The following is a 21,182-nucleotide window of genomic DNA, read 5'->3' as shown; positions in this document are numbered from 1 at the left end:
CGCTCTGAAAAATCCTAGATCAGAGCGATGTCCAAGCGAATCGCCGGTCCCGAGATCGAACGCCTGATCCAGCTGCTGGCCAAAGTGCCGGGGCTCGGGCCCCGTTCGGCCAGGCGCGCCGCCCTGCACCTGATCAAGAAGAAGGAGCAACTCCTGTCGCCGCTCGCCGCCGCCATGGGCGAGGCCGCCGACAAGGTGCGCATCTGCACGACCTGCGGCAATGTCGATACATCCGACCCCTGCATGATCTGCACCGACCCGCGCCGCGACGCTGCCACCCTTATCGTCGTCGAGGACGTCGCCGATCTCTGGGCGCTGGAGCGGGCGGCGGCGATGAACGTGCGCTACCATGTGCTCGGCGGCACTTTGTCGCCGCTCGACGGCATCGGCCCCGACCAGCTCAACATCCGCTCGCTGATCGACCGCGTCGCCGGCGGCGAGGTCAAGGAGATCATCATCGCCGTCAACGCCACGGTCGAAGGCCAGACCACCGCGCATTACCTCACCGACCAGCTGTCCGGCTTCGACATCAAGGTGACAAGGCTGGCGCACGGCGTGCCGGTCGGCGGTGAGCTCGACTATCTCGACGAGGGCACGCTCGCTGCGGCGCTGCGCTCGCGGACGGCGTTTTGACGCAATTGGCGGGATGTTTGCTGAAATGACTGCATTCCTTCGCACGATCACCTTTGCCTTTGTCGCGACGCTTCTCACCGTCTTCGCGGGCTCCGCCTCCGCTGCCAAGATCGACGACCAGTTCCGCGCCTGGCTGCAGAACGACCTCTGGCCGCAAGCCAAGGCGAATGGGATCTCCAAACAGACTTTCGATGCCGCCTTCAACGGCATCAAGCCCAACCTGAAGCTCCCCGACCTTGTCATGCCCGGCGAAAAACCGAAGACGCCGCAGAAGCAGCATCAGGCCGAGTTCGGCTCGCCCGGCGCCTATTTCGCCGAGAAGACGGTTCGTGCGGTGACATCAGGCGGGCGCGTGCGCGAAACCACCAACGCAAAGACGCTGGCAGCGATCGAAAAACGCTATGGCGTGCCCGGCGAGATCGTTCTGGCGATCTGGGGCCGCGAGACCGGCTTCGGCGCGGCGAAGATGCCCTACGATGCCTTCGAGGTTCTCGGCACAAAGGCGTTCATGTCGACCAAGAAGGATTTCTTCCGTACTGAGCTGCTTGCCGCGCTGGAAATCGTCCAACGCGGACTGGCGCCGGTCGGCGCGATGAAATCGTCCTGGGCCGGTGCGCTCGGCCAGCCGCAATTCATGCCGACCTCGTTCCTCAAGCACGCAGTGGATTTCGACGGCGACGGTCGCGTCGACATCTGGAACTCGACGCCTGACGTGCTCGCCTCGATCGCCAATTATCTCGTCCACTATGGCTGGGTGAGGGGCCGCGGCTGGGGGTTCGAGGTGACCGTGCCCGACAGCGTCTCATGCTCGCTGGAAGGCCCCGATCAAGGCAAGAAGATATCTGAGTGGGCTGACATGGGTATCAAGCGCGTCGGCGGAAAAGCATTTCCGGCGAGTGAGCTGAAGGCGGAGGGCTTCCTGCTCATGCCTGCCGGCCGCAGTGGTCCGGCTTTCATCGCCACGCCCAATTTCTACGTGCTGAAGGAATACAACACCAGCGACCTCTACGCGCTGTTCATCGGCCATGGCGCCGACCGCATTGCGCATGGCGATCAGAATTTTTCCGGCAGCTGGGGCCCGGTCGGCGATCTCCACCGTTCCGACATTGCCGCCCTGCAACGGGCGCTTGAAGCCAAGGGCTATGATGTCGGCAGCGCCGACGGCCTGCCCGGCTTCAAGACCCGCCGCTCGATCGGCAAATGGCAGGCCAAGAACGGCCAGGCCGCGACCTGTTTTCCCGACGCCGGCCTGGTCGCAGCACTGAAATAGCGCCGAAATCAAAGCAATTCCAGGAAAAGTGTGAACGGTTTTCCGTCAGGAATTGCGTCAAAACAAAGAGATAGAGAGGTTCGCCGTTTCCGCGAAACGGTGAGCCTCTAGCAGATTTTTCTCGATAGGCAGCCCCGATTGGCTGGCCTATGCGTCGACACGCCGCCCGTCTTTCTGGCCCAATGAGCCGTCGCATAAATGCTCGTTGCCCGCCACGAGGCCCCCGAATATGGTGTTGACCAACTGGACAAAAACCACGACGGTAAGAGGACGGAGGGCCGTCTTCAGGCCCGAAAAGAATTCCGCAACCCTGAGCTGGGAACTCAGGTCAACAAACAACAAAACAGGGAACAATCACCATGATGATGGAAAAGTTTGCTCTACGCTCCCGCATCCTGCTTGCGGGTGCCGCCATGTCCGCGCTGCTTCTGGCCGGAGCGCCGGCCGGTGCGGTCACGCCCGCCGACACGCTGGTCGAAGGCTTCGCGATCGACGACATCATCTCAATGGATCCGGGCGAGGCGTTCGAGCTGTCGACCGCCGAAGTCACCGGCAACACCTATGATCTGCTTGTCCGCCTCGACCTCAGCGACACCTCCAAGGTCAAGCCGGATCTCGCCGCGAGCTGGACCGTTTCTGACGACGGCCTGACCTATACATTCAAGCTCAAGCCGGGCCTCAAATTCGCCTCGGGCAACCCGATCACCGCGGCTGATGTCGCCTATTCGTTCGAGCGCGCCGTCAAGCTGGACAAGAGCCCGGCCTTCATCATCGATCAGTTCGGCATCAGCGGCGACAACGTCACCGAAAAGGCCAAGGCCGTCGACGACGCCACCTTCCAGTTCACCGTCGACAAAGCCTATGCGCCGAGCTTCGTGCTGAACTGCCTCTCGGCAACGGTCGCCTCGGTGGTTGACGCCAAGCTAGTCAAGGAACATGTCGCCGCGGTGACGCCGAGCGCCGACTACAAATGGGACAATGATTTTGGCAATGCCTGGCTGAAGACCGGCTATGCCGGTTCCGGCGCCTACAAGCTGCGTGAATGGCGCGCCAACGAAGCCGTGGTCATGGAGCGCAACGACAATTATTACGGCGAGAAGGCCAAACTCGCGCGCGTCATCTATCGCAATATGAAGGAAAGCTCGGCCCAGCGCCTGGCGCTCGAAGCCGGCGACATCGACGTTGCCCGCAACCTCGAGCCGAACGATCTCGACGCCATTGCCAAGAAGGCGGATCTTACCACCACCAGCGCGCCGAAGGGCACGGTCTACTACATCAGCCTCAACCAGAAGAATCCGAATCTGGCCAAACCCGAGGTGCGCCAGGCCTTCAAATATCTGGTCGACTACGACGCGCTGAGCACGACCATCCTCAAGGGCATTGGCGAGATCCATCAGTCCTTCCTGCCCAAGGGCGACCTCGGCGCCGTGGACGACAATCCGTTCAAGCTGGATGTCGCCAAGGCCAAGGAATTGCTGGCCAAGGCCGGCCTGCCGGACGGCTTCAGCGTCACCATGGATGTACGCACCGGCCAGCCGACCACCGGCATGGCTGAATCGATCCAGCAGACATTGGGTCAGGCCGGCATCAAGCTGGAGATCATCCCCGGCGACGGCAAGCAGACGCTGACCAAATACCGCGCCCGCAACCACGACATCTACATCGGCAATTGGGGCCAGGATTATTTCGATCCGAACTCCAACGCCCAGACCTTCGCTTCGAACCCGGACAATTCGGATGCCGGCAAGTCGCACACGCTCGCCTGGCGCAACTCGTGGGATATTCCGGACCTGACCAAGGAAACGGAAGCGGCCCTGCTGGAGAAGGATTCTGGCAAACGTGCCGACATGTACAAGGATCTGCAGAAGAAGATCCTCGACACCAGCCCCTTCGTCATCATTCACCAGCAGCTGGAAGTGGCTGGCCTGCGCAAGAACCTCAAGGGCTTTGCGCTCGGCCCGAGCTTCGACAGCAACTTCGTCGGGCCGGTCTCGAAGGAATAACGCCTACGGACGCGCCGCATGAGCGCGGTTGAAAACGAGAGCGGGCGCGGTAGCGCCCGCGCCGTCGCCCTTGCATCGGCGATCGGCCGCTTCCTGGTCATCGCGGTCACGACCTATCTTGGTCTGCTCGCGGTCACCTTCTTCATTGGCCGGGTCATCCCGATCGATCCGGTGCTGGCGGTGCTCGGTGATCGCGCGCCTCTCAATGTCGTCGAGCGCACGCGCCGCGAGATGGGCCTCGACCTGCCGCTGATCGAGCAGTTCTACATCTACGTAAAAAATGCCCTGAGCGGCGATTTCGGCACCTCGGTGCTGACCACCAATCCGGTCATGAGCGATATCCGCCGCGCGCTTCCGGCAACGACGGAACTGGCGACGCTGGGGACACTGATCGGCGCGCTGTTTGGCGTACCGCTCGGCGTGCTCGCCGCGGTCAAGCGCGGCAGCCTCATCGATCAGGTCGTGCGTGTCATCGGCCTGATCGGCTATTCCGTGCCCATCTTCTGGCTCGGCCTCCTGGGCTTGGTACTATTCTATGCCAAGCTGCAATGGGTGGCTTTCCCGGCACGGCTCGACGTCGTCTACGAATACACCTTCACGCCGATTACCGGCTTCTACCTTCTCGATTCGGCGATGCAGGGGCAGTGGGATGTCTTTTACGACGCCTTCCGGCACATCATCCTGCCGGCCTCGCTGCTCGGCTATTTCTCGCTCGCCTATATCAGCCGCATGACGCGCTCGTTCATGCTCAACGAACTGACGCAGGAATACATCGTCGCGGCGCGTGCCAAGGGCCTGTCTGAAACCCGCATCATCTGGGGCCACGCGCTGCGCAACGCCGCGGTGCCGATGGTCACGGTGATCGCGCTGTCCTATGCCGGTCTGCTCGAAGGCTCGGTGCTGACCGAGACCGTCTTCTCCTGGCCGGGCATCGGCCTCTACATCACCAACTCGCTGCAGAACGCCGACATGAACGCCGTGCTCGGCGGCACCATCGTCATCGGCTCGGTGTTCATCGGCATCAATCTCCTGTCCGACCTGCTTTACCGCGTGCTCGATCCAAGGACGAAATCCGCATGAGCGCCGAGGCGATCCAGAGCCGTCGCGACTGGCTGCTCAGCGAGCGGCCGGCCTCGCGCATGCAGGCCAGGCTCGGCCGCGCCTATGTCGCGTGGCGGCGTTTTTCCGCCAACCGGCTGGCTTTTGTCGGCCTGCTCATCATCATCGCCCTGCTGGTCATCGCCGCCCTTGCCGGCGTGCTGGCGCCCTATTCGCCGACATTCGGCGATCTCAAGAATTCGCGGCTGCTGGCGCCGAGCGCCGAGCACTGGTTCGGCACCGACGACCTCGGCCGCGATATCCTATCGCGCATCCTCTACGGCTCGCGCTGGACGCTCTATGTGGTCATTCTTGTCGCCATCATCGCCGCACCCATCGGTCTTGTGGTCGGCACCGTCGCCGGCTATGCCGGTGGCTGGACCGATGCCATTCTGATGCGCATCACCGACATCTTCCTCGCCTTCCCCAAGCTCATTTTGGCACTGGCATTCGTCGCAGCGCTGGGTCCGGGTATCGAGAACGCTGTGCTCGCCATCGCCATCACCTCCTGGCCGCCTTATGCGCGAATTGCCCGCGCCGAAACACTGACGGTGCGCAATTCCGATTACATCAAAGCCGTGCAATTGATGGGCGCCTCGCCCTTCCGCATCGTGCTGCGGCACATCATGCCGCTCTGCATCTCCTCGCTGATCGTCAGGGTGACGCTCGACATGGCCGGCATCATCCTGACCGCCGCCGGCCTCGGCTTCCTCGGCCTCGGCGCGCAGCCGCCGCTGCCCGAATGGGGCACGATGATCGCGTCGGGCCGCCGCTTCGTGCTCGACCAGTGGTGGGTGGCCGGCGCGCCGGGCTTCGCCATCCTGATCGTCAGCCTCGGCTTCAACCTGCTTGGCGACGGCCTGCGCGATGCGCTCGATCCCCGGAGTGGTGACCAATGAGTGGTGACCAATGAGCAGGGAGACGAAGACACTTCTCGACGTCGACGATCTGCGCGTCACCTTCCCGACCCGCACCGGGCTGATCGAGGCGGTGCGCGGAGTTTCCTTCTCGCTTGGCCGCGAACGCCTCGGCATCGTTGGCGAGTCCGGCTCGGGCAAGTCGCAGACCGGCCGCGCCATCATGGGCCTGACGCCACCGCAGGCCAGGATATCGGCCAACAAACTGGCCTTCGACGGCATCGACCTGCTCGGCATCTCGCCACGCGAACGCCGTGCGCTGCGGGGCAACCGCATCGCCATGATCCTGCAGGATCCGAAATATTCGCTCGACCCGGTGATGAGCATCGGCCGCCAGATCGTCGAAACGCTGCGCACGCATGAGAAAGTCTCCAAGGCGGAGGCGCGCGAGCGCGCGCTGGCCATGCTGGAAGCGGTGCAGATACGCGATCCCAAGCGCGTCTACGACCTGCACCCGCACGAAGTGTCCGGCGGCATGGGCCAGCGCGCCATGATCGCCATGATGCTGATCGCCGGGCCGGAGATGATGATCGCCGACGAACCGACGTCGGCGCTCGACGTCACCGTGCAGCTCGATGTGCTAGGCATCCTCGATAAATTGGTCAGCGATCGTGGCATGGGGCTGATCTTCATTTCGCACGATCTGCGCCTGGTCTCGTCCTTCTGCGACCGTGTCATCGTCATGTATGCCGGCAAGGTGGTCGAGCAGCTCAAGGCCTCCGAACTCCGCCAGGCCCAGCACCCTTACACGCGCGGCCTGCTCAACTGCATGCCCAGGATCGGCTTCGAACGCCATCCGCTGCCGGTGCTCGACCGCAAGCCGGAGTGGGCGGCATGACAGCTGCGATCACCGTCAACGGGCTGGAAGTGATCTTCGACCGCTTTCTTGCGCTGAAAGGCGTCAGCCTCGAAGTCAGGTCAGGCGAATCCTTCGGCCTTGTCGGCGAATCCGGGTCCGGCAAATCGACGCTGCTCAGGGCCATCGCCGGCCTTGCGCCGGTCGCCTCGGGCAGCATCACCGTCAATGGCAAGAAGCTTGGCGCGCGCCGCGACAAGGCTTTCTACCGCGAGGTGCAGATGGTCTTCCAGGACCCGTATGGCTCACTGCATCCGCGCCAGACCGTCGACCGCCTGCTGCAGGAGCCACTTGCCATCCATGGTTTTGCCGACGGTGAAAAGCGCATCCAGCAAGCACTCGACGAGGTTGGCCTCGGCAACGGTTTCCGCTTCCGTTACTCGCATCAGCTGTCGGGCGGCCAGCGCCAGCGGGTCGCCATTGCCCGCGCGTTGATCCTCGAACCGTCGATCCTGCTGCTCGACGAGCCGACCTCGGCGCTCGATGCCTCGGTGCAGGCCGAAGTGCTCAACCTGCTCGAAGAGGTTCGCCGGCGGCGCAAGCTGACCTTCCTGATGGTCAGCCACGACCTCGCCATCGTCACCCATATGTGCGAGCGGCTGATGGTGATGCAGGGCGGCGAGGCGGTGGAGAATCTGACGGCTGCCCAACTTGTCGCGCACCGCGTGACCGAGGATTATACGCGCAATCTGCTCAGGGCCAGCGAGGGGTTCGTCCGCACGGGGTAAGGGATTTCAGGCTGCCCCACCTTCCTGCACCGTTTCCCCGTGTGCGCCTTCGCTATCTTGCACCGGTTTCGGCTCCTTGATCCGGAACCACGTCACATAAAGCGCCGGCAGGAACAGCAGCGTGATCGCTGTACCGGCGATGATGCCGCCCATCATGGCATAGGCCATCGGCCCCCAGAACACCTCGCGCGCGATTGGGATCAGCGCGAGACTAGCCGCCGCCGCCGTCAGCGCGATCGGCCTCATGCGGTGTTCGGTTGCCTCGATGACCGCAGCCCATCGGTCCTTGCCCTCCCGGACAAGGTCTTCGATCTGCACGATCAGGATGACCGAGTTGCGGATCAGGATGCCGATCAGCGCCAGCACGCCGAGGATGGCGACGAAGCCGAGCGGCGCGCCGCTCGGCACCAGGGCCGCCACCACGCCGATCAGTCCGAGCGGTGCCACAGCAACCACCAGGAACAGGCGCTGGAAGCTTTGCAGCTGGATCATCAGGATGGTCGCCATGACGAACAGCATCAGCGGCACCACGGCGGCGATCGGTCCCTGGCTTTTGGCGCTTTCCTCGACCGAGCCGGCAGTCTGGACGGAATAGCCGGGCGGCAGCTTGGCGATGAAGGCGTCGACTGATGGCTTCAACTCGTTGACGACCGTGGCCGGCAGCACGTCGCCTACCAGGCCGGCGCGCACGGTGATCGTCGGAATGCGGTTGCGCCGCCACACAGTCGGCTGTTCGAGGTCGTAGCGGAAGTTGGCGACCGCCGCGAGCGGGATCGCCTCGCCGGTGCTGGTCGGCAGCTGCAAGTTCTGCAGCGTGTCGATCGAACCGCGTTCGGCCTCGCGCGAGCGGGCGATGACGTTGATCAGATAGGTGGCGTCGCGCACCTGGGTGATGGTGGCGCCGCCAACCGTGCTGTTCAGCGCACTGGCGATGTCGGAGGAGGTGATGCCGAGTTGCCGCGCCTTGTCCTGCAGCACGTCGACCTTGAGCACGCGCTGCGGCTCGTTCCAGTCGAAAGTCGGCGCCGCCAGCTTTGGATTGGCCGAGATCAGGCCGGCGACTTGCTGCGCCAGCTCCCGCACCGTCTGAATGTCGGGGCCGCCGACACGGTACTGCACGGGACGGCCGACCGGCGGCCCGAGTTCGAGCGGCTTGACGAAGGCGTCGGTGCCGACGAACTCCTCGCGCAACAATTTCTCCAGCACCGGCTTGATCCGGTTACGGGCCTCTATGCTCTTGGTGACGATCACCGTCTGGCCGAAATAGGGATTGGCAGGCTGCACGTCGAAGGCGAGCAAGAAGCGAACCGCGCCCTGGCCAATATAGGACGAGTAATGGTCGATGTCTGGGTTGCCGGCCAGCGCCCGCCCTTCGAAACGCTCGATCTGGTCGCGCGTCTCGGTGATCGACGAGTTCTGCGGCAGGTTCCAGTCAACGATCAGCTCCGGACGGTCGGAAGGCGGAAAGAACTGCTGCTGGACGAGGCCGAAGCCGGCTATCGAGCCGGCAAACAACAGCACGGTGGCGATGATGGTCAGCCAGTGATGTCGCACGGAGCCCAGGAGGACGCGCCGGAACAGGCTGGTGAAGCGGCTGGGTTTGTCGTGATGCTGTTGCTTCATCGTCGCCGGCAGGATGGTGACGCCGAGCAGCGGCGCAAACAGCACCGCCACGATCCATGACACCAGAAGCGAGACCGCGATGACGACGAACAGCGTGAAGGTGTATTCGCCGGCGGCGCTGTTGTTGAGGCCGATTGGGATGAAGCCGGCGACCGTCACCAGCGTGCCGGTCAGCATCGGGAAGGCGGTCGATGTGTAGACATAGGTCGCCGCCTTGCGCAGATTGTCGCCGACCTCCAGCCGCGCCACCATCATCTCGACCGCGATCATCGCGTCGTCCACCAGCAGGCCGAGCGCGATGATCAGGGCGCCGAGCGAAATGCGCTGCAGCGAGATGCCGAGATAGGCCATGACCGTGAAGGTGATGGCCAGAACCAGCGGGATCGACAGCGCCACGACGAAGCCGGCGCGCATGCCGAGGCTGATGAAGGACACCGCGAGCACGATGGCGACCGCCTCGGCCAGCGCCCGGGTGAAGCCCGAAACCGCTTCCTCGACGATGACAGGCTGGTCGGCGACCAGATGCACGCCGACGCCGATCGGCAGGTCGCTCAGCACCTCTTTCATTTCCTTTTCCAGCGCCGCGCCGAATTCGAGCAGATTGGCGTTGGGCTTCATGCCGATGGCGAGCCCGATCGCATCCTGGCCGTTGAAGCGGAACAGCGACGTCGGCGGATCCGCATAGCCGCGCCGGATCGTCGCCACGTCGCTCAGCCGGAAGAAGCGATCGTTAACCCGCAGATTGATGCCGCGCAGGCTCTCCTCCGAGGTGAACTGGCCACCGACGCGGACGCTGACACGCTCGGGCCCGGATTCGACGACACCCGACGGCGTGATGGCGTTCTGTGCCTGCAGGCTAGCCACGATCGCCTGCTGGTTAAGGCCAAGGGCTGCGATCTGACGGGTCGAGAATTCGAGATAGATGGCTTCGTCCTGGGCGCCGACGAGATCGACCTTGCCGGCGTTCGGCACGGCCAGGATCCTGGTCCTGACATCCTCGACATAGTCGCGCAGCTGGCGCGGCGTCAGCCCGTCCGAGGTGAAGGCGTAGATATTGCCGTAGACATCGCCGAAGCGGTCGTTGAAAAACGGCCCCTGCACGCCCTGCGGAAACTGCGCCTGGATGTCGTTGACCATGTTGCGCACCTGGGTCCAGTTCGGCACGACATCGCGCGCCTTGGTGGTGTCCTTCAGGTTGACGAAGATGACGGTCTTGCCCGCGGTGGTGACCGAGCGGGTGAAGTCGAGACTGTCGAGTTCCTCAAGCTTCTTTTCGATGCGGTCGGTGACCTGCCGTACCGTCTCGTTGACCGAAGCGCCCGGCCAGTTGGCCTGGATAACCATGGTCTTGATGGTGAAGTTCGGATCTTCCTCGCGGCCGAGATTGAGATAGGCAAAGACACCGGCAACGACGAAGACCAGCATGAAGTACCAGACCAGCGAGCGGTGGTTGAGCGCCCAGTCGGAGAGGTTGAACCCCTTCATATCGCCCCTCCTTGCGGGATATTGACCTTCTGGCCCTCCACCAGGCTGTGGACGCCCGCGGTAACGACGCGCATCCCTGCCTCAAGCCCTTCGGCGACAGTGAAGCTGGCAGCGCCCTTCGAAGCGATCTTGATGTCGCGCGTCGAGACGCTCGACGTCTGCTCATCGACGATCCAGACCTTGTCGCCGCCATTCTTCTCGAGCAGTGCCGACAGCGGTAGTTCGATGGTCGGTGCAACCGTGGCCACGCGAGTTGCCGTCACCGTCGAACCCAGCCGAAACGCCTGCGGCGGTTCGGTCAACGTTAGCCGGACGCGGCGGGTCCGCGTTGACCCTTCGGCCTGCGGCGCGATCTCGCGCAATTTGGCCTCGGTGTGGATCGTTGGCAGCGATTGCAGGATGATGTCGAATGGCGTGCCGGCCGCAAGGTCGCCGGTCAACTGGTCGGGAATGTCGACGACCGCGTCGCGAAGGTCCGAGCGGGCCACGGTGACGACGGTCTGGCCGGGTGAAACCGTCTGGCCAACTTCGGCACCGACTGCTGTGACCACACCGTCAAAATCCGAAAACAATCTGGCATATCCCAGCTGCTCCTGCGATTTGGCAAGTGCGGCCTTGGCCTTTTCGACCCCGGCTTCGGCCGCCTTCCTGGCTTGCTGGGCGGCATCGAAGACTGCCTGCGAGGTGTTGGCGGCGGCCAGCAGCTGGCGCTGCCGCTCCTCGCTGGCGGCGGCATTGGCGAATTGCGCCTCGGCGTTGGAGAGTTCCGCCCTGGCCGCCTGGACGGCAAGTTCCAGCGCCGTCGGGTCGAGCGCGGCGATCGTCGTGCCCTTGCTGATGATGTCGCCGACCTTGACGTCGCGCGAGACGACCCGGCCGAGCAGGCGGAAGGCGAGGTCGGCGCTGACCTGCGGCTCGACCGAGCCGGCAAAGCCATAGGTTTGCGTGGTGCGCGGCTCGATGACCACCGACAGTACGGGCCGGATGATCTCTGGTGGCTTTTCCTCGGACTTCGAGCAGGCGGCGAGCACGCCAAGCGCGAACAGGCCAAGCATAAGGTAAAGCAGGCTTCTCATTGGCCCGCTCCCGATATCTCGACCGTTTGCCCGGGACTGAGCAATTGCCCGCCTGCGGTCACGACGCTCTGGCCTTCGTTCAGCCCGCTGGAGATGACGACCGTGCCCGAATTGAAGGCCAGCACCTCGACCGGCGTCACCGTCACTGCCTTGGTCGACGGATCGACGACCCAGACCGCCGGTTTGCCGGCACTGGACGTCAGCGCCTGCCAGGGCAACAGGATCGCCTTCGCCGGCTTGGCGCTGACCGAGCCAATGACGGCCGCCCCCAGCGGCATGCCGGCCGGTGTATCGGGAATGCCGATCTTGACCCGGATCGAACCGGAGGCCTGGTCGACCGCCGGCGAGATTTCGCGCACCTCGCCTGTTGCCCGGACCTGCGGGTCGGACAACAGCGTGATCGTCACTGCTGGCGACGGCGGCGTCTTGGCGACCAGCGTCTCCTGGACGTTGAACACGGCGTCGCGGTCGCCGTCCTCGGCGACGGTGAAGACGGTTTGTGCCGCCTGCACCACCTGGCCGGTTTCGACCTGGCGGGCAGTGATGACGCCGGGGGCGCCGGCCTTGAGCTCGGTGAAGGACAGGTTTTGCTGGGCATTGGCGAATGCGCTCTGCGCGGCGTCGACACTGCCTTGTGCCACCTTCAGCGCCTGGTCGGCGGCGTCATAGTCGCGCCTGGTGGTGAAGCCCTGGGCAAGCAGCGTTTTCTGCCGCTCGAAGGCGGCGGAGGACTGGGTCAGTTGCGCTTGTGCCGCGTCAAGATCGGCCTGTGCCGACCGCAAATCGGATTGCTGCTCCTGCGGATCGATGCGGGCAAGCACCGTGCCCTGGTCGACATGCTGGCCGACATCGACAAGGCGCTCGGCGACGCGGCCGCCGACCCGGAACGACAGATTGTTCAGCGTGCGTGCCGCGATCACCCCGGTCAGCGAGGTTCTCGGCGCATAGTCGGCCATCGCCACCGTTTCGGTGCGCACCATGATCGGCAGTTTCTTGTCCGCCGCCTCCTGCTTTTGGCAGCCGGCCAGCAGCAATACAGCCGTGCAGACGCACACTGCCGAGGGAAAAGACAAAAGGTTGGAGGTTTTGACGGATGGCGGCGAGACGGACGATGTCGCGTTCCTGCTCATGGGCTCCCCCAGCCGCGGGTCGCTCGCTGATCGCGATACCGCGCGGATATCTTGAGGATAATCGATCTCCGGAAAAAGGGAACCGGTCTCGTACGCGTATCGGACGACTGGTTAAGGGGGAACCGGGATCAGGCCCAATCGCCAGCCGATGGTGCCGACTTGAGGAAAACGTGAAATAAGGTCAGAAGACATCTGATCAACAAGAACGGGCGCCGGCCCGATGAGGGATATCATGAAGAATTCAGCCATTTCCGAACGCAAGAACCAGTCGATCTCGCGCGGCGTCGGCATGACCACGCAGATTTATGCCGACCGGGCTGAGAATTCTGAAATCTGGGATGTCGAAGGGCGCCGCTACATCGACTTCTCATCGGGCATCGCCGTCGTCAACACCGGCCACCGCCATCCGAGGGTAATCGAGGCGGTCAAGGCGCAGCTCGATCGCTTCACCCACACCTGCCACCAGGTCGTGCCCTATGAGAGCTATGTGCGACTGGCCGAACGGCTGAACGCCATGCTGCCCGGCAAGTTCGAGAAGAAGACCATCTTCGTCACCACCGGCGCCGAGGCGGTCGAGAACGCTATCAAGATCGCCCGCAACGCCACTGGCCGCCAGGCCGTCATCGCCTTCGCCGGCGGCTTCCACGGCCGCACCTTCATGGGCATGGCGCTGACCGGCAAGGTCGTGCCCTACAAGGTCGGTTTCGGCGCCATGCCGGGCGACGTCTACCACGCGCCGTTCCCGGTGCCGCTGCACGGTGTGTCGGTGGCAGACTCGCTCGCCGCGCTCGACCGGCTGTTCAAGGCCGATGTCGATCCGGCCCGCGTCGCCGCCATCATCATTGAGCCGGTACAGGGCGAGGGCGGCTTCTACGACGCGCCGCGCGAATTCCTGACGGCACTGCGCAAGCTCTGCGACCAGCACGGCATGCTGCTCATCGCCGATGAGGTGCAGACCGGCTTTGCCCGCACCGGCAAGATGTTCGCCATGGACCACCATGAAGTCGCCGCCGACATCACCACCATGGCCAAGAGCCTGGCCGGCGGCTTCCCGCTGGCGGCGGTCACCGGCCGCGCCGAGATCATGGATGCGCCCGGCCCCGGCGGGCTAGGCGGCACCTATGGCGGCAGCCCGATCGGCGTCGCCGCGGCGCACGCGGTACTCGACGTGATCGAGGACGAAAAGCTCTGCCACCGCGCCAACACGCTGGGTGCACGGCTGAAGCAGCGCCTGCAGTCGATCCGTGACGACGTGCCCGAGATTGTCGACATCCGTGGTCTCGGCTTCATGAACGCGGTCGAATTCAACGACGTCAAGAAGGGCCTGCCGTCGGCCGAGATCGCCAACGCCATCCGGCTGAAGGCGCTCGACAAGGGCCTGATCCTGCTGACCTGCGGCGTTTACGGCAACGTTATCCGCTTCCTGGCGCCGATCACCATCCAGGACGAGATCATGAACGAAGCGCTCGACATCCTGGAATGCTCGATCCGCGAAGTATGCGCCGCCTGAAAGGGCGGCGCCAATTTCTCCTGACGGCCGACGCCGAAGCCGGTGTACGTGCCGTCGGGAGTTCGACCCTGTATGGACAGCGCTTGACTATTGGCCCTGTGCTCGTTTTAGCAGCGCGGTAAAAAAGTCATCGTCAACGGGAGCGCCCGGCGCGGATGATGCACCTTCGAGGAGCAAACCGCGCAGAAGTTGACGATCCTGATCGTGGCGGATCAAATCACGCACATACTCGCTGCTTGTGCCATAGCCGCGATCCATCACTTGGCGATCGACAAACTGCTTCAAGCCATCGGCAAGTGAGATCTTTGTGACGCTCATTCAGGCATCTTGCTGCGCATGGCAAAAATTGGCAAGCCTACGCACTGGCCTTGGCTGGCTCCATGGTCTGAAACTCGGCAAGTGCTGCCTTTAGCCCTTCGGGACCCATGGCCACCGTTTCCGGCGTCGGCGAGAAGCCGGCGCCCAGCATCTTGCGGCCGAGCATGTGGTCGCCCGGACGATTGACCGACTCGATACCGAGCAGCCGGTCGCCGGCATAGTGGTAGATTGAGAACTTGTTGTCGGGCAGGTCGCCCAGCACGACATGGCTGTTGCCGCCCGCTGTCAGCCCGACCATTTGCAGCTTCATGTCGCCAACGTCGGACCAGAACCATGGCACCGCCGAATAGGCGTCGGCATGGCCGGTGATGGTGCGCGCCGCGAGCCGCGCCTGGTCGGTGGCGTTCTGCACCGATTCCAGCCGCACATCGCCGCCGGTGAACCAGTGCCGGTAGGAGGCAGCGTCACCGATGGCGAGGATATCGGGCGCGGAACTGCGCATCTGGTGATCGACGCGGATGCCGTTGGCGATGGTGAGGCCGGCGTCCTGAGCCAGTTCCACATTGGGCACGGCGCCGATGCCGACGATGACCATGCGTGCCGGCAACCTTTCGCCCGTCGAGGTGATCGTGGCGATGACATGGCCATTTTCGCCTTCGAGTTTCGCGATGCTGGTGCCAGTCAGGATGCGCACGCCGGTCGCTTCCAGCCTTTGCCGGACATGGCTCGCCACCACCGGCGCCACGGCGCGGCCGAGCAGCCGGTCGACCGCTTCCACCACTGTCACCGTGCGGCCGGCCGCGCGCAGCGTCGCGGCGATCTCCAGCCCGATGAAGCCGCCGCCGAGGATGACGACGTCTTCGCTCTGCGCGCTCAGCTCCCGGATCCGTCGCGCATCGGCCAACGAGCGCAGCGACAAAACACCGGATAGGTCCGAGCCGGGCAGCGGCAGGAGGCGTGGGCGCGAGCCTGTCGCCAGGATCAGGTGGTCGAAGGCAAGCGTACCGCCGCCGGCGATGTCGAGGCGTCGTCCGCCGATATCGATGCGGTCAATCCGGATGCCCGGCCGGTAGTCGATGGCGTTGCTGGTATAAAACGCCTCGCCACGCAAGGGTTGCGGTTTGGCCTCGGCATCCTTGATGAAAGTCTTCGACAGCGGTGGCTTGTGGTAGGGCAGTTCGTTCTCGTCACTGACGAGGACTACCGGCCTATCATAGCCGTCCTCGCGCAGACTGGCGGCCGCCTGCACGCCCGCATGACCCGCACCGACAATGACCACGCCGTTCTTCATCGCGTCCCAAATCCTGATTCGATCCTAGGATCTCTCGCCAGGTGGCAATTGTCTGGCACCGCCGCAAGAGAGCGTTTGCGGGTCGCACCCGGGATGACGGCTGTCAATCGTACAGTTCGGCAGCGAGGTCGGTGCAGCAACGGTGTAAAGTTGAGTGCGGTAGTTTAGAATAGTTCTAAACTGTTGTTTCGATTGGCTTTTCTTGTCGATTTTCATTGACTTCCACAGGCGTCGAAGCTTTATGGAAGCCTGCGCATTGGCGCATCCCTTTGATGTCTGGGCCTTGAACCCGTTCGATTGGAGGCATTTTGGTGTCTTTTTTCCCTGAACCGCGCGATGGCGCGGCAAGTCCTGGCGCATTTGGCATCGATGTGCCCTGGCGCCGGTTGCCGTGCGCGCCATTCATAGAATTCCCGAGAAACTGGAGAGCGATAATGACAGCACGATACGGCGGCAGGCTTGCGGCGATTGGTGCCACTGCGCTGCTGACGGCTGCGGTGTTTGTGCTGCCTGCCAAGGCGGAAACCGATGCGAAGGCGGTCATCAAGACCTATGCCGATATCGGGCTCGCCAAATACGAGGATTCGCTGACCACGGCGCAGGCCCTCGACAAGGCGGTCGATGCGCTGCTGGCCAACCCTTCGGCGGAAACGCTCAATGCCGCTCGCGACGCCTGGAAGGCATCGCGCGTGCCCTACCAGCAGACCGAGGTCTACCGCTTCGGCAACAAGATCGTCGACGACTGGGAAGGCAAGGTGAATTCCTGGCCGCTGGACGAAGGCCTGATCGACTATGTCGCCAAGAGCTACGGCACCGAGTCGGATGCGAATTCGCTCTATACGGCCAATGTGATCGCCAACAAGGAAATCGAGATCAACGGCAAGAAGGTCGATGCCTCGAAGCTTTCGCCGGAATTCCTCTCCGGCACGCTGCAGGAGGCCGGCGGCATCGAGGCCAATGTCGCCACCGGCTATCATGCTATCGAATTCCTGCTCTGGGGCCAGGATCTGCACGGCACCGGCCCGGGCGCCGGCGAGCGCCCCTACACCGACTACGACCTGAAGAACTGCACCGGCGGCAATTGCGATCGCCGTGCCGAATATCTGAAGTCGGCCAGCACGCTTCTGGTTTCCAACCTGCAGGAAATGGTCGGCAGCTGGAAGGAAGGCGGCGCGGCGCGCAAGAACCTGGTCGATGGCGAGCCGAACACGGCGATCTCGGTCATCTTCACCGGTATGGGCTCGCTGTCCTACGGCGAACTGGCCGGCGAGCGCATGAAGCTCGGCCTGTTGCTGCACGATCCGGAAGAGGAGCATGACTGCTTCTCGGACAACACCTACAATTCGCATCTCTATGACGCCCTCGGCATCCGCGCTGCCTACCTCGCCAGCTATAACAGGCTCGACGGCACCGTGGTTTCTGGACCTTCGGTGCATGACATGGTCAAGGCGGCCGATCCGGCGATCGACAAGGAACTGTCCGATAAGCTTGATGTCACCGTCGCCAAGATGGACGCGATCAAGGCGCGGGCACTGGCCGGCGAGGCCTATGACCAGCAGATCGCCGAGGGCAACACGGCAGGTAATGCCACCGTGCAGGCGGCGATCGACGCGCTGATCGACCAGACCAAATCGATCGAACGCGCCGTTGGCTCGCTGAAACTCAACGCCATCGCCTTCGAAGGCTCCGACAGCCTCGACGCACCCGACAAGGTGTTCAAGTAAGCGCCGTCAGGGTAAATACCAGCCAACCGGCGCGGGAGGCGCCGTCAGCCATCCGAGCAACGTAATGCTGATCTGCCATTGCAATATCATCACCGAGAAGGAGATCGAGCAGACGATTGTCGGCCTGCTGGACCAGGATCCCTGGCAACTCATCGTCCCGGCCAAGGTCTATCACGCCATGCAGAAGCGTGGCCGCTGTTGCGGCTGTTTCCCAAATGTGGTCGAAACGATCATTCGGGTCACCGAGAACTACCACGCCCGCTCGGAGGCAAGCGGCGTGGATGTCGTTTCACATCTGGATCGCGTCAGAGGCCTGCGCATCCAATTCGGGAGCAGAGCCCATGAAAGGCGAAAGTCAGATCATCGAGCGGCTTAACGAGGCTCTTTTCTTGGAGCTTGGGGCCGTCAATCAATATTGGCTGCATTTCCGTCTGCTGGAGGATTGGGGATACACGAAGCTGGCCAAGAAGGAGCGGGCCGAATCGATCGAGGAGATGCATCACGCCGACAAGCTCATCGCCCGCATCATCTTCCTTGAAGGCCATCCGAACCTGCAGTCCGTGGCGCCGCTGCGCATCGGTCAGAACGTCAAGGAAGTGCTCGAATCCGACCTTGCCGGCGAGTATGACGCGCGTACGGCCTACAAGCGTTCGCGCGAAATCTGCCACGAGGTGGGCGACTACGTGACCATGAAACTGTTCGAGGATCTGCTGGCTGACGAGGAAGGTCACATCGACTTCCTTGAGACGCAGCTCGACCTGCTCGCCTCGATCGGCGAGGAGAAGTACGGCCAGCTCAACGCCGACGCGGCCAACGAGGCGGAGTAAAGGCATGCTGGAATGCGGCGCCTGCTAGAATTCCTGCGCCGCTTGCGGCGGGCCGCCGGCTCGCCTCTTCTCCTGAAAAGACCAGCCGGACCGGCTCGTCGGCGCTGCACCATTCTTGCGTTGGCGCTGACATCGTCCGCGATTGCCGGCGAGCTTCAGCCGGCGGGGCTAGCCACCACGCGCAGCGACCTCAATGCCAGGGATCAGGCGCGCGTCATCGCCGTTACCAGGCCGACCACGGATTTCTCAAAACCCGAGCCGTTCGAGCTGATGCAAGGTGGCGCCGGCACCTCGCAGAAGGTCGTTGACCGAGACGCCTTCTCGCAATCCTCGGCCAACATCTCTTTCGAGGACGAGGGCACTTTCAAGCTCGGCAACGCTTTGTTCCGCAAGAACTGGGTCTCGTCGCCATCCTCGACGCAGGCCTCGGATGGGCTTGGGCCCCTGTTCAACGAGCGCGCCTGCCAGAACTGCCATCTGAAGGACGGCCGCGGCCGCCCACCGCAAGGCGATACCGGGACCACCTCGATGTTCCTGCGGCTGGCGCGAGATGCCAGCAACGCCGAGGAGAAAGCAGCCCTTGCCAGCCACCAGCTGCTCAATTTTCCCGACCCGGTCTATGGCACGCAGTTGCAGGAACTTGCGGTGCCTGGCCTGCGTGGCGAAGGCCGTATGCGTGTCGACTACCAAGAGCGTAAAGTGGAACTGACGGACGGCACGGTGGTTTCCCTGCGCAAACCCGGCTACTCCGTCACCGATCTTGCCTATGGGCCGCTTGATCGGCACACCACGCTGTCGCCGCGCCTGACGCCGCCGATGATCGGCCTTGGCCTGATCGAGCAGATCGCGCCGGCTGACATTCTGGCCAATGCCGATCCGGACGATCGAAACGGCGATGGCATTTCCGGCAGGCCGAACATCGTGCGTGACGGCCTGAGCGGGGACCTGACGCTTGGCCGTTTCGGCTGGAAGGCGCAGACCGCATCGATCCGCCAGCAGGCGGCGGACGCCTTTGCCGGCGACATCGGCATCTCGACGCCGGAAGAACCAAAACACTGGGGCGACTGCGCCGCCGCCGAAGCAAGATGTCTCGCCATGCCAAATGGCGTGCAGGCTCGGCTCGGATCGGTCGAGGCACCGCCGCCAGTGATGGACCTCGTCACCTTTTATTCGCAGAACCTCGCCGTGCCGGCACGCCGCGATCTCGCTGCGCCTGATGTGCTCGCCGGCAAGAAGGTCTTCTATGAAATCGGCTGCGTATCCTGCCACACGCCGAAATTCGTCACCCGCCGCGACGCGCCCAACAAGGCGCAGGCCTTCCAGCTGATCTGGCCCTACTCCGACTTCCTGCTGCACGACATGGGTTCCGACCTGGCAGACGGCCAGGCTGCGGGCGAGGCGACGGGAAGCGAATGGCGCACCCCGCCGCTGTGGGGTGTTGGCCTCACCGAGACCGTCAACGGCAACTCTTTCTTCCTGCACGACGGACGCGCGCGCAGCCTGACCGAAGCGATCCTGTGGCATGGTGGTGAGGCGCAAAAGGCGCGCGACCGCTTTGCCGCCGCCCGCGCGGCCGAGCGCGATGCGCTGCTCAAATTGCTGGAGTCACTCTAATGCTGAAGCGTTCCGCACTGGTTCTCGTTCTGCCGCTGGTTCTGCTGGGCGCTTTCCCGGCATCGGCGGCGGTGAAAGCCTCCGACATCATCCAGCGGGCGATCGACGGCTTTGTCAGGCTGGCCTATGCCGATCTGCACCAGCGTGCCGAAACCCTGACGAAGGCGATGCACAAGCTCTGCGAAGCGCCTTCGCAAGGGGAACTCGACGCGGCGCGGGCTGCATTTTCGGCCACGGTCTACGCCTGGTCATCGGCCGAGATTATCGGGCTTGGACCGATCAAGGAGAACAATCGTCTGGAGCGCATGCTGTTCTGGCCGGATCGCAAGAGCATCGGCCTGAAACAGGTGCAGGCGGCGCTGGCGGACAAGGACCCGACCGCCACCGATCCAGCACAGCTGGCCGGCAAGAGCGTTGCCATGCAAGGGCTCGGCGCGCTGGAATTCGTGCTCTACGGCGATGGCGCCGACGCACTGGCGGGCAAGGATGATCCCTATCGCTGCGTCTATGCCGCGGCGGTTGCCGGCAACATCGAAACCATGGCCGGCGAAGTCAGCGCAGCTTGGAACAAGCCGGATGGTTTTGCCGCACTCTGGGCCAATCCGGGGCCGCAGAACGTCCTCTACCGCGACGGTAACGAAGCGGTCACCGAACTGGTGGGTGTCTTCATCAACGAGCTGGAGATGGTAAGGGATGTCCGCCTGAAAGGCTTTCTCGGCGGCAAGCCCGAGGCGGACAAGCCGAAGCAGGCGATCTACTGGCGTTCGCAAAACACCACCAATTCGCTGGCGGGAAATCTCGCCGGCATCGATGCGCTGTTCCAGGCATCCAAGCTTGGCGATGCCTTGCCTGAAGATGCGCGCTGGATGGCGGAATCGATCCATATCCAGCTGGCCAACGGCGTCGCCACCGCGAAGTCCATCCAGGGCCCGATCGACAAGGCACTCGCCGACCCGGCGCTGCGCGAAAAACTCGAACATTTCGCGCTGATCACCTCCAGCCTGTCGACCCTGATCGGCACCAGGCTGACCGCCGAATTCGGCTTGACCGCCGGGTTCTCCTCGCTGGATGGTGACTAA

At 63.5% G+C, this 21,182-nt stretch carries 19 protein-coding genes; 13 read left to right on the top strand and 6 right to left on the bottom strand.

Annotated features, from left to right (window positions below; genetic code table 11):
* Positions 1 to 27 precede the first annotated feature (27 nt).
* From recR to HGP13_RS00250, 7 genes are all read left to right on the top strand, one after another.
* Positions 28 to 633 carry a recombination mediator RecR gene (gene recR / locus HGP13_RS00280; protein WP_172219927.1) on the top strand — a complete coding sequence of 202 codons (606 nt, stop codon included), beginning with the start codon at positions 28 to 30 and terminating at the stop codon, positions 631 to 633.
* 25 nt (positions 634 to 658) lie between these two features.
* The gene (locus HGP13_RS00275; RefSeq protein ID WP_172219924.1) at positions 659 to 1,903 is read left to right on the top strand and encodes a lytic murein transglycosylase; all 1,245 of its coding nucleotides are present in this window, start codon (positions 659 to 661) and stop codon (positions 1,901 to 1,903) included.
* 359 nt (positions 1,904 to 2,262) lie between these two features.
* Positions 2,263 to 3,906, top strand: coding sequence for an ABC transporter substrate-binding protein (locus HGP13_RS00270; protein ID WP_172219921.1), 1,644 nt, complete (start codon positions 2,263 to 2,265; stop codon positions 3,904 to 3,906).
* An 18-nt stretch (positions 3,907 to 3,924) separates the two neighbouring features.
* Entirely contained in the window at positions 3,925 to 4,986 is a 1,062-nt protein-coding gene (locus tag HGP13_RS00265; protein ID WP_027043565.1) for an ABC transporter permease, read from the top strand.
* Positions 4,983 to 5,903: a nickel transporter permease gene (nikC, locus tag HGP13_RS00260; RefSeq protein WP_172219916.1), complete on the top strand. Its 921-nt coding sequence runs from the start codon at positions 4,983 to 4,985 to the stop codon at positions 5,901 to 5,903. The genes HGP13_RS00265 and nikC overlap by 4 nt, the downstream gene beginning before the upstream one ends.
* A gap of 10 nt (positions 5,904 to 5,913) precedes the next feature.
* Positions 5,914 to 6,759, top strand: a complete 846-nt coding sequence (locus HGP13_RS00255; protein WP_172219913.1) for an ABC transporter ATP-binding protein — start codon at positions 5,914 to 5,916, stop codon at positions 6,757 to 6,759.
* Entirely contained in the window at positions 6,756 to 7,505 is a 750-nt protein-coding gene (locus HGP13_RS00250) for an ABC transporter ATP-binding protein (RefSeq protein ID WP_172219910.1), read from the top strand. The genes HGP13_RS00255 and HGP13_RS00250 overlap by 4 nt, the downstream gene beginning before the upstream one ends.
* Positions 7,506 to 7,511: 6 nt before the next feature.
* Here the strand turns inward: HGP13_RS00250 and HGP13_RS00245 are convergent, their stop codons facing one another.
* The 3 genes from HGP13_RS00245 to HGP13_RS00235 are packed head-to-tail and all read right to left on the bottom strand — an operon-like array spanning position 7,512 to position 12,819.
* Positions 7,512 to 10,613, bottom strand: coding sequence for an efflux RND transporter permease subunit (locus HGP13_RS00245; RefSeq protein ID WP_172219907.1), 3,102 nt, complete (start codon positions 10,611 to 10,613; stop codon positions 7,512 to 7,514).
* Positions 10,610 to 11,689 (bottom strand): efflux RND transporter periplasmic adaptor subunit, encoded by a 1,080-nt coding sequence (locus HGP13_RS00240; RefSeq protein WP_172219904.1) that lies wholly within the window; start codon positions 11,687 to 11,689, stop codon positions 10,610 to 10,612. Before HGP13_RS00240 ends, HGP13_RS00245 begins: the two co-directional genes overlap by 4 nt.
* A complete protein-coding gene (locus HGP13_RS00235) occupies positions 11,686 to 12,819 on the bottom strand; it encodes an efflux RND transporter periplasmic adaptor subunit (RefSeq protein WP_172219900.1) in 1,134 nt (377 codons plus the stop codon). The genes HGP13_RS00240 and HGP13_RS00235 overlap by 4 nt, the downstream gene beginning before the upstream one ends.
* A 232-nt stretch (positions 12,820 to 13,051) precedes the next feature.
* Between HGP13_RS00235 and HGP13_RS00230 the strand changes: the two genes are divergently transcribed.
* On the top strand, positions 13,052 to 14,329 hold the full coding sequence (locus HGP13_RS00230; RefSeq protein WP_172219897.1) for a 4-aminobutyrate--2-oxoglutarate transaminase: 1,278 nt from the start codon (positions 13,052 to 13,054) through the stop codon (positions 14,327 to 14,329).
* An 87-nt stretch (positions 14,330 to 14,416) separates the two neighbouring features.
* On the opposite strand, the gene HGP13_RS00225 is transcribed toward HGP13_RS00230, so the two are convergent.
* From HGP13_RS00225 to HGP13_RS00215, 3 genes are all read right to left on the bottom strand, one after another.
* Positions 14,417 to 14,647 (bottom strand): type II toxin-antitoxin system ParD family antitoxin, encoded by a 231-nt coding sequence (locus tag HGP13_RS00225; RefSeq protein ID WP_172219894.1) that lies wholly within the window; start codon positions 14,645 to 14,647, stop codon positions 14,417 to 14,419.
* Positions 14,648 to 14,684: 37 nt separating this feature from the next.
* Entirely contained in the window at positions 14,685 to 15,938 is a 1,254-nt protein-coding gene (locus HGP13_RS00220; RefSeq protein WP_172219891.1) for an FAD-dependent oxidoreductase, read from the bottom strand.
* A 175-nt stretch (positions 15,939 to 16,113) separates the two neighbouring features.
* Positions 16,114 to 16,305: a hypothetical protein gene (locus HGP13_RS00215; protein ID WP_172219888.1), complete on the bottom strand. Its 192-nt coding sequence runs from the start codon at positions 16,303 to 16,305 to the stop codon at positions 16,114 to 16,116.
* Positions 16,306 to 16,372: 67 nt separating this feature from the next.
* Between HGP13_RS00215 and HGP13_RS00210 the strand changes: the two genes are divergently transcribed.
* The 5 genes from HGP13_RS00210 to HGP13_RS00190 all read left to right on the top strand — a co-directional run bounded on the left by HGP13_RS00210 (position 16,373) and on the right by HGP13_RS00190 (position 21,182).
* Positions 16,373 to 17,662: an imelysin family protein gene (locus HGP13_RS00210; RefSeq protein WP_172219885.1), complete on the top strand. Its 1,290-nt coding sequence runs from the start codon at positions 16,373 to 16,375 to the stop codon at positions 17,660 to 17,662.
* A gap of 64 nt (positions 17,663 to 17,726) precedes the next feature.
* Positions 17,727 to 18,038 (top strand): (2Fe-2S)-binding protein, encoded by a 312-nt coding sequence (locus HGP13_RS00205; RefSeq protein ID WP_172219882.1) that lies wholly within the window; start codon positions 17,727 to 17,729, stop codon positions 18,036 to 18,038.
* On the top strand, positions 18,004 to 18,489 hold the full coding sequence (gene bfr / locus HGP13_RS00200) for a bacterioferritin (protein ID WP_172219879.1): 486 nt from the start codon (positions 18,004 to 18,006) through the stop codon (positions 18,487 to 18,489). The genes HGP13_RS00205 and bfr overlap by 35 nt, the downstream gene beginning before the upstream one ends.
* Positions 18,490 to 18,501: 12 nt before the next feature.
* Positions 18,502 to 20,103 carry a di-heme oxidoredictase family protein gene (locus HGP13_RS00195; protein ID WP_172219876.1) on the top strand — a complete coding sequence of 534 codons (1,602 nt, stop codon included), beginning with the start codon at positions 18,502 to 18,504 and terminating at the stop codon, positions 20,101 to 20,103.
* Positions 20,103 to 21,182: an imelysin family protein gene (locus HGP13_RS00190; RefSeq protein WP_172219873.1), complete on the top strand. Its 1,080-nt coding sequence runs from the start codon at positions 20,103 to 20,105 to the stop codon at positions 21,180 to 21,182. The genes HGP13_RS00195 and HGP13_RS00190 overlap by 1 nt, the downstream gene beginning before the upstream one ends.

Origin of the sequence: Mesorhizobium sp. NZP2077, from assembly GCF_013170805.1 — a bacterium.
In the GTDB taxonomy this organism is placed as follows: Bacteria; Pseudomonadota; Alphaproteobacteria; order Rhizobiales; family Rhizobiaceae; genus Mesorhizobium.
The sequence above is the reverse complement of the archived record's forward strand: the minus strand, read 5'-3'. Positions and strand labels throughout refer to the sequence as shown.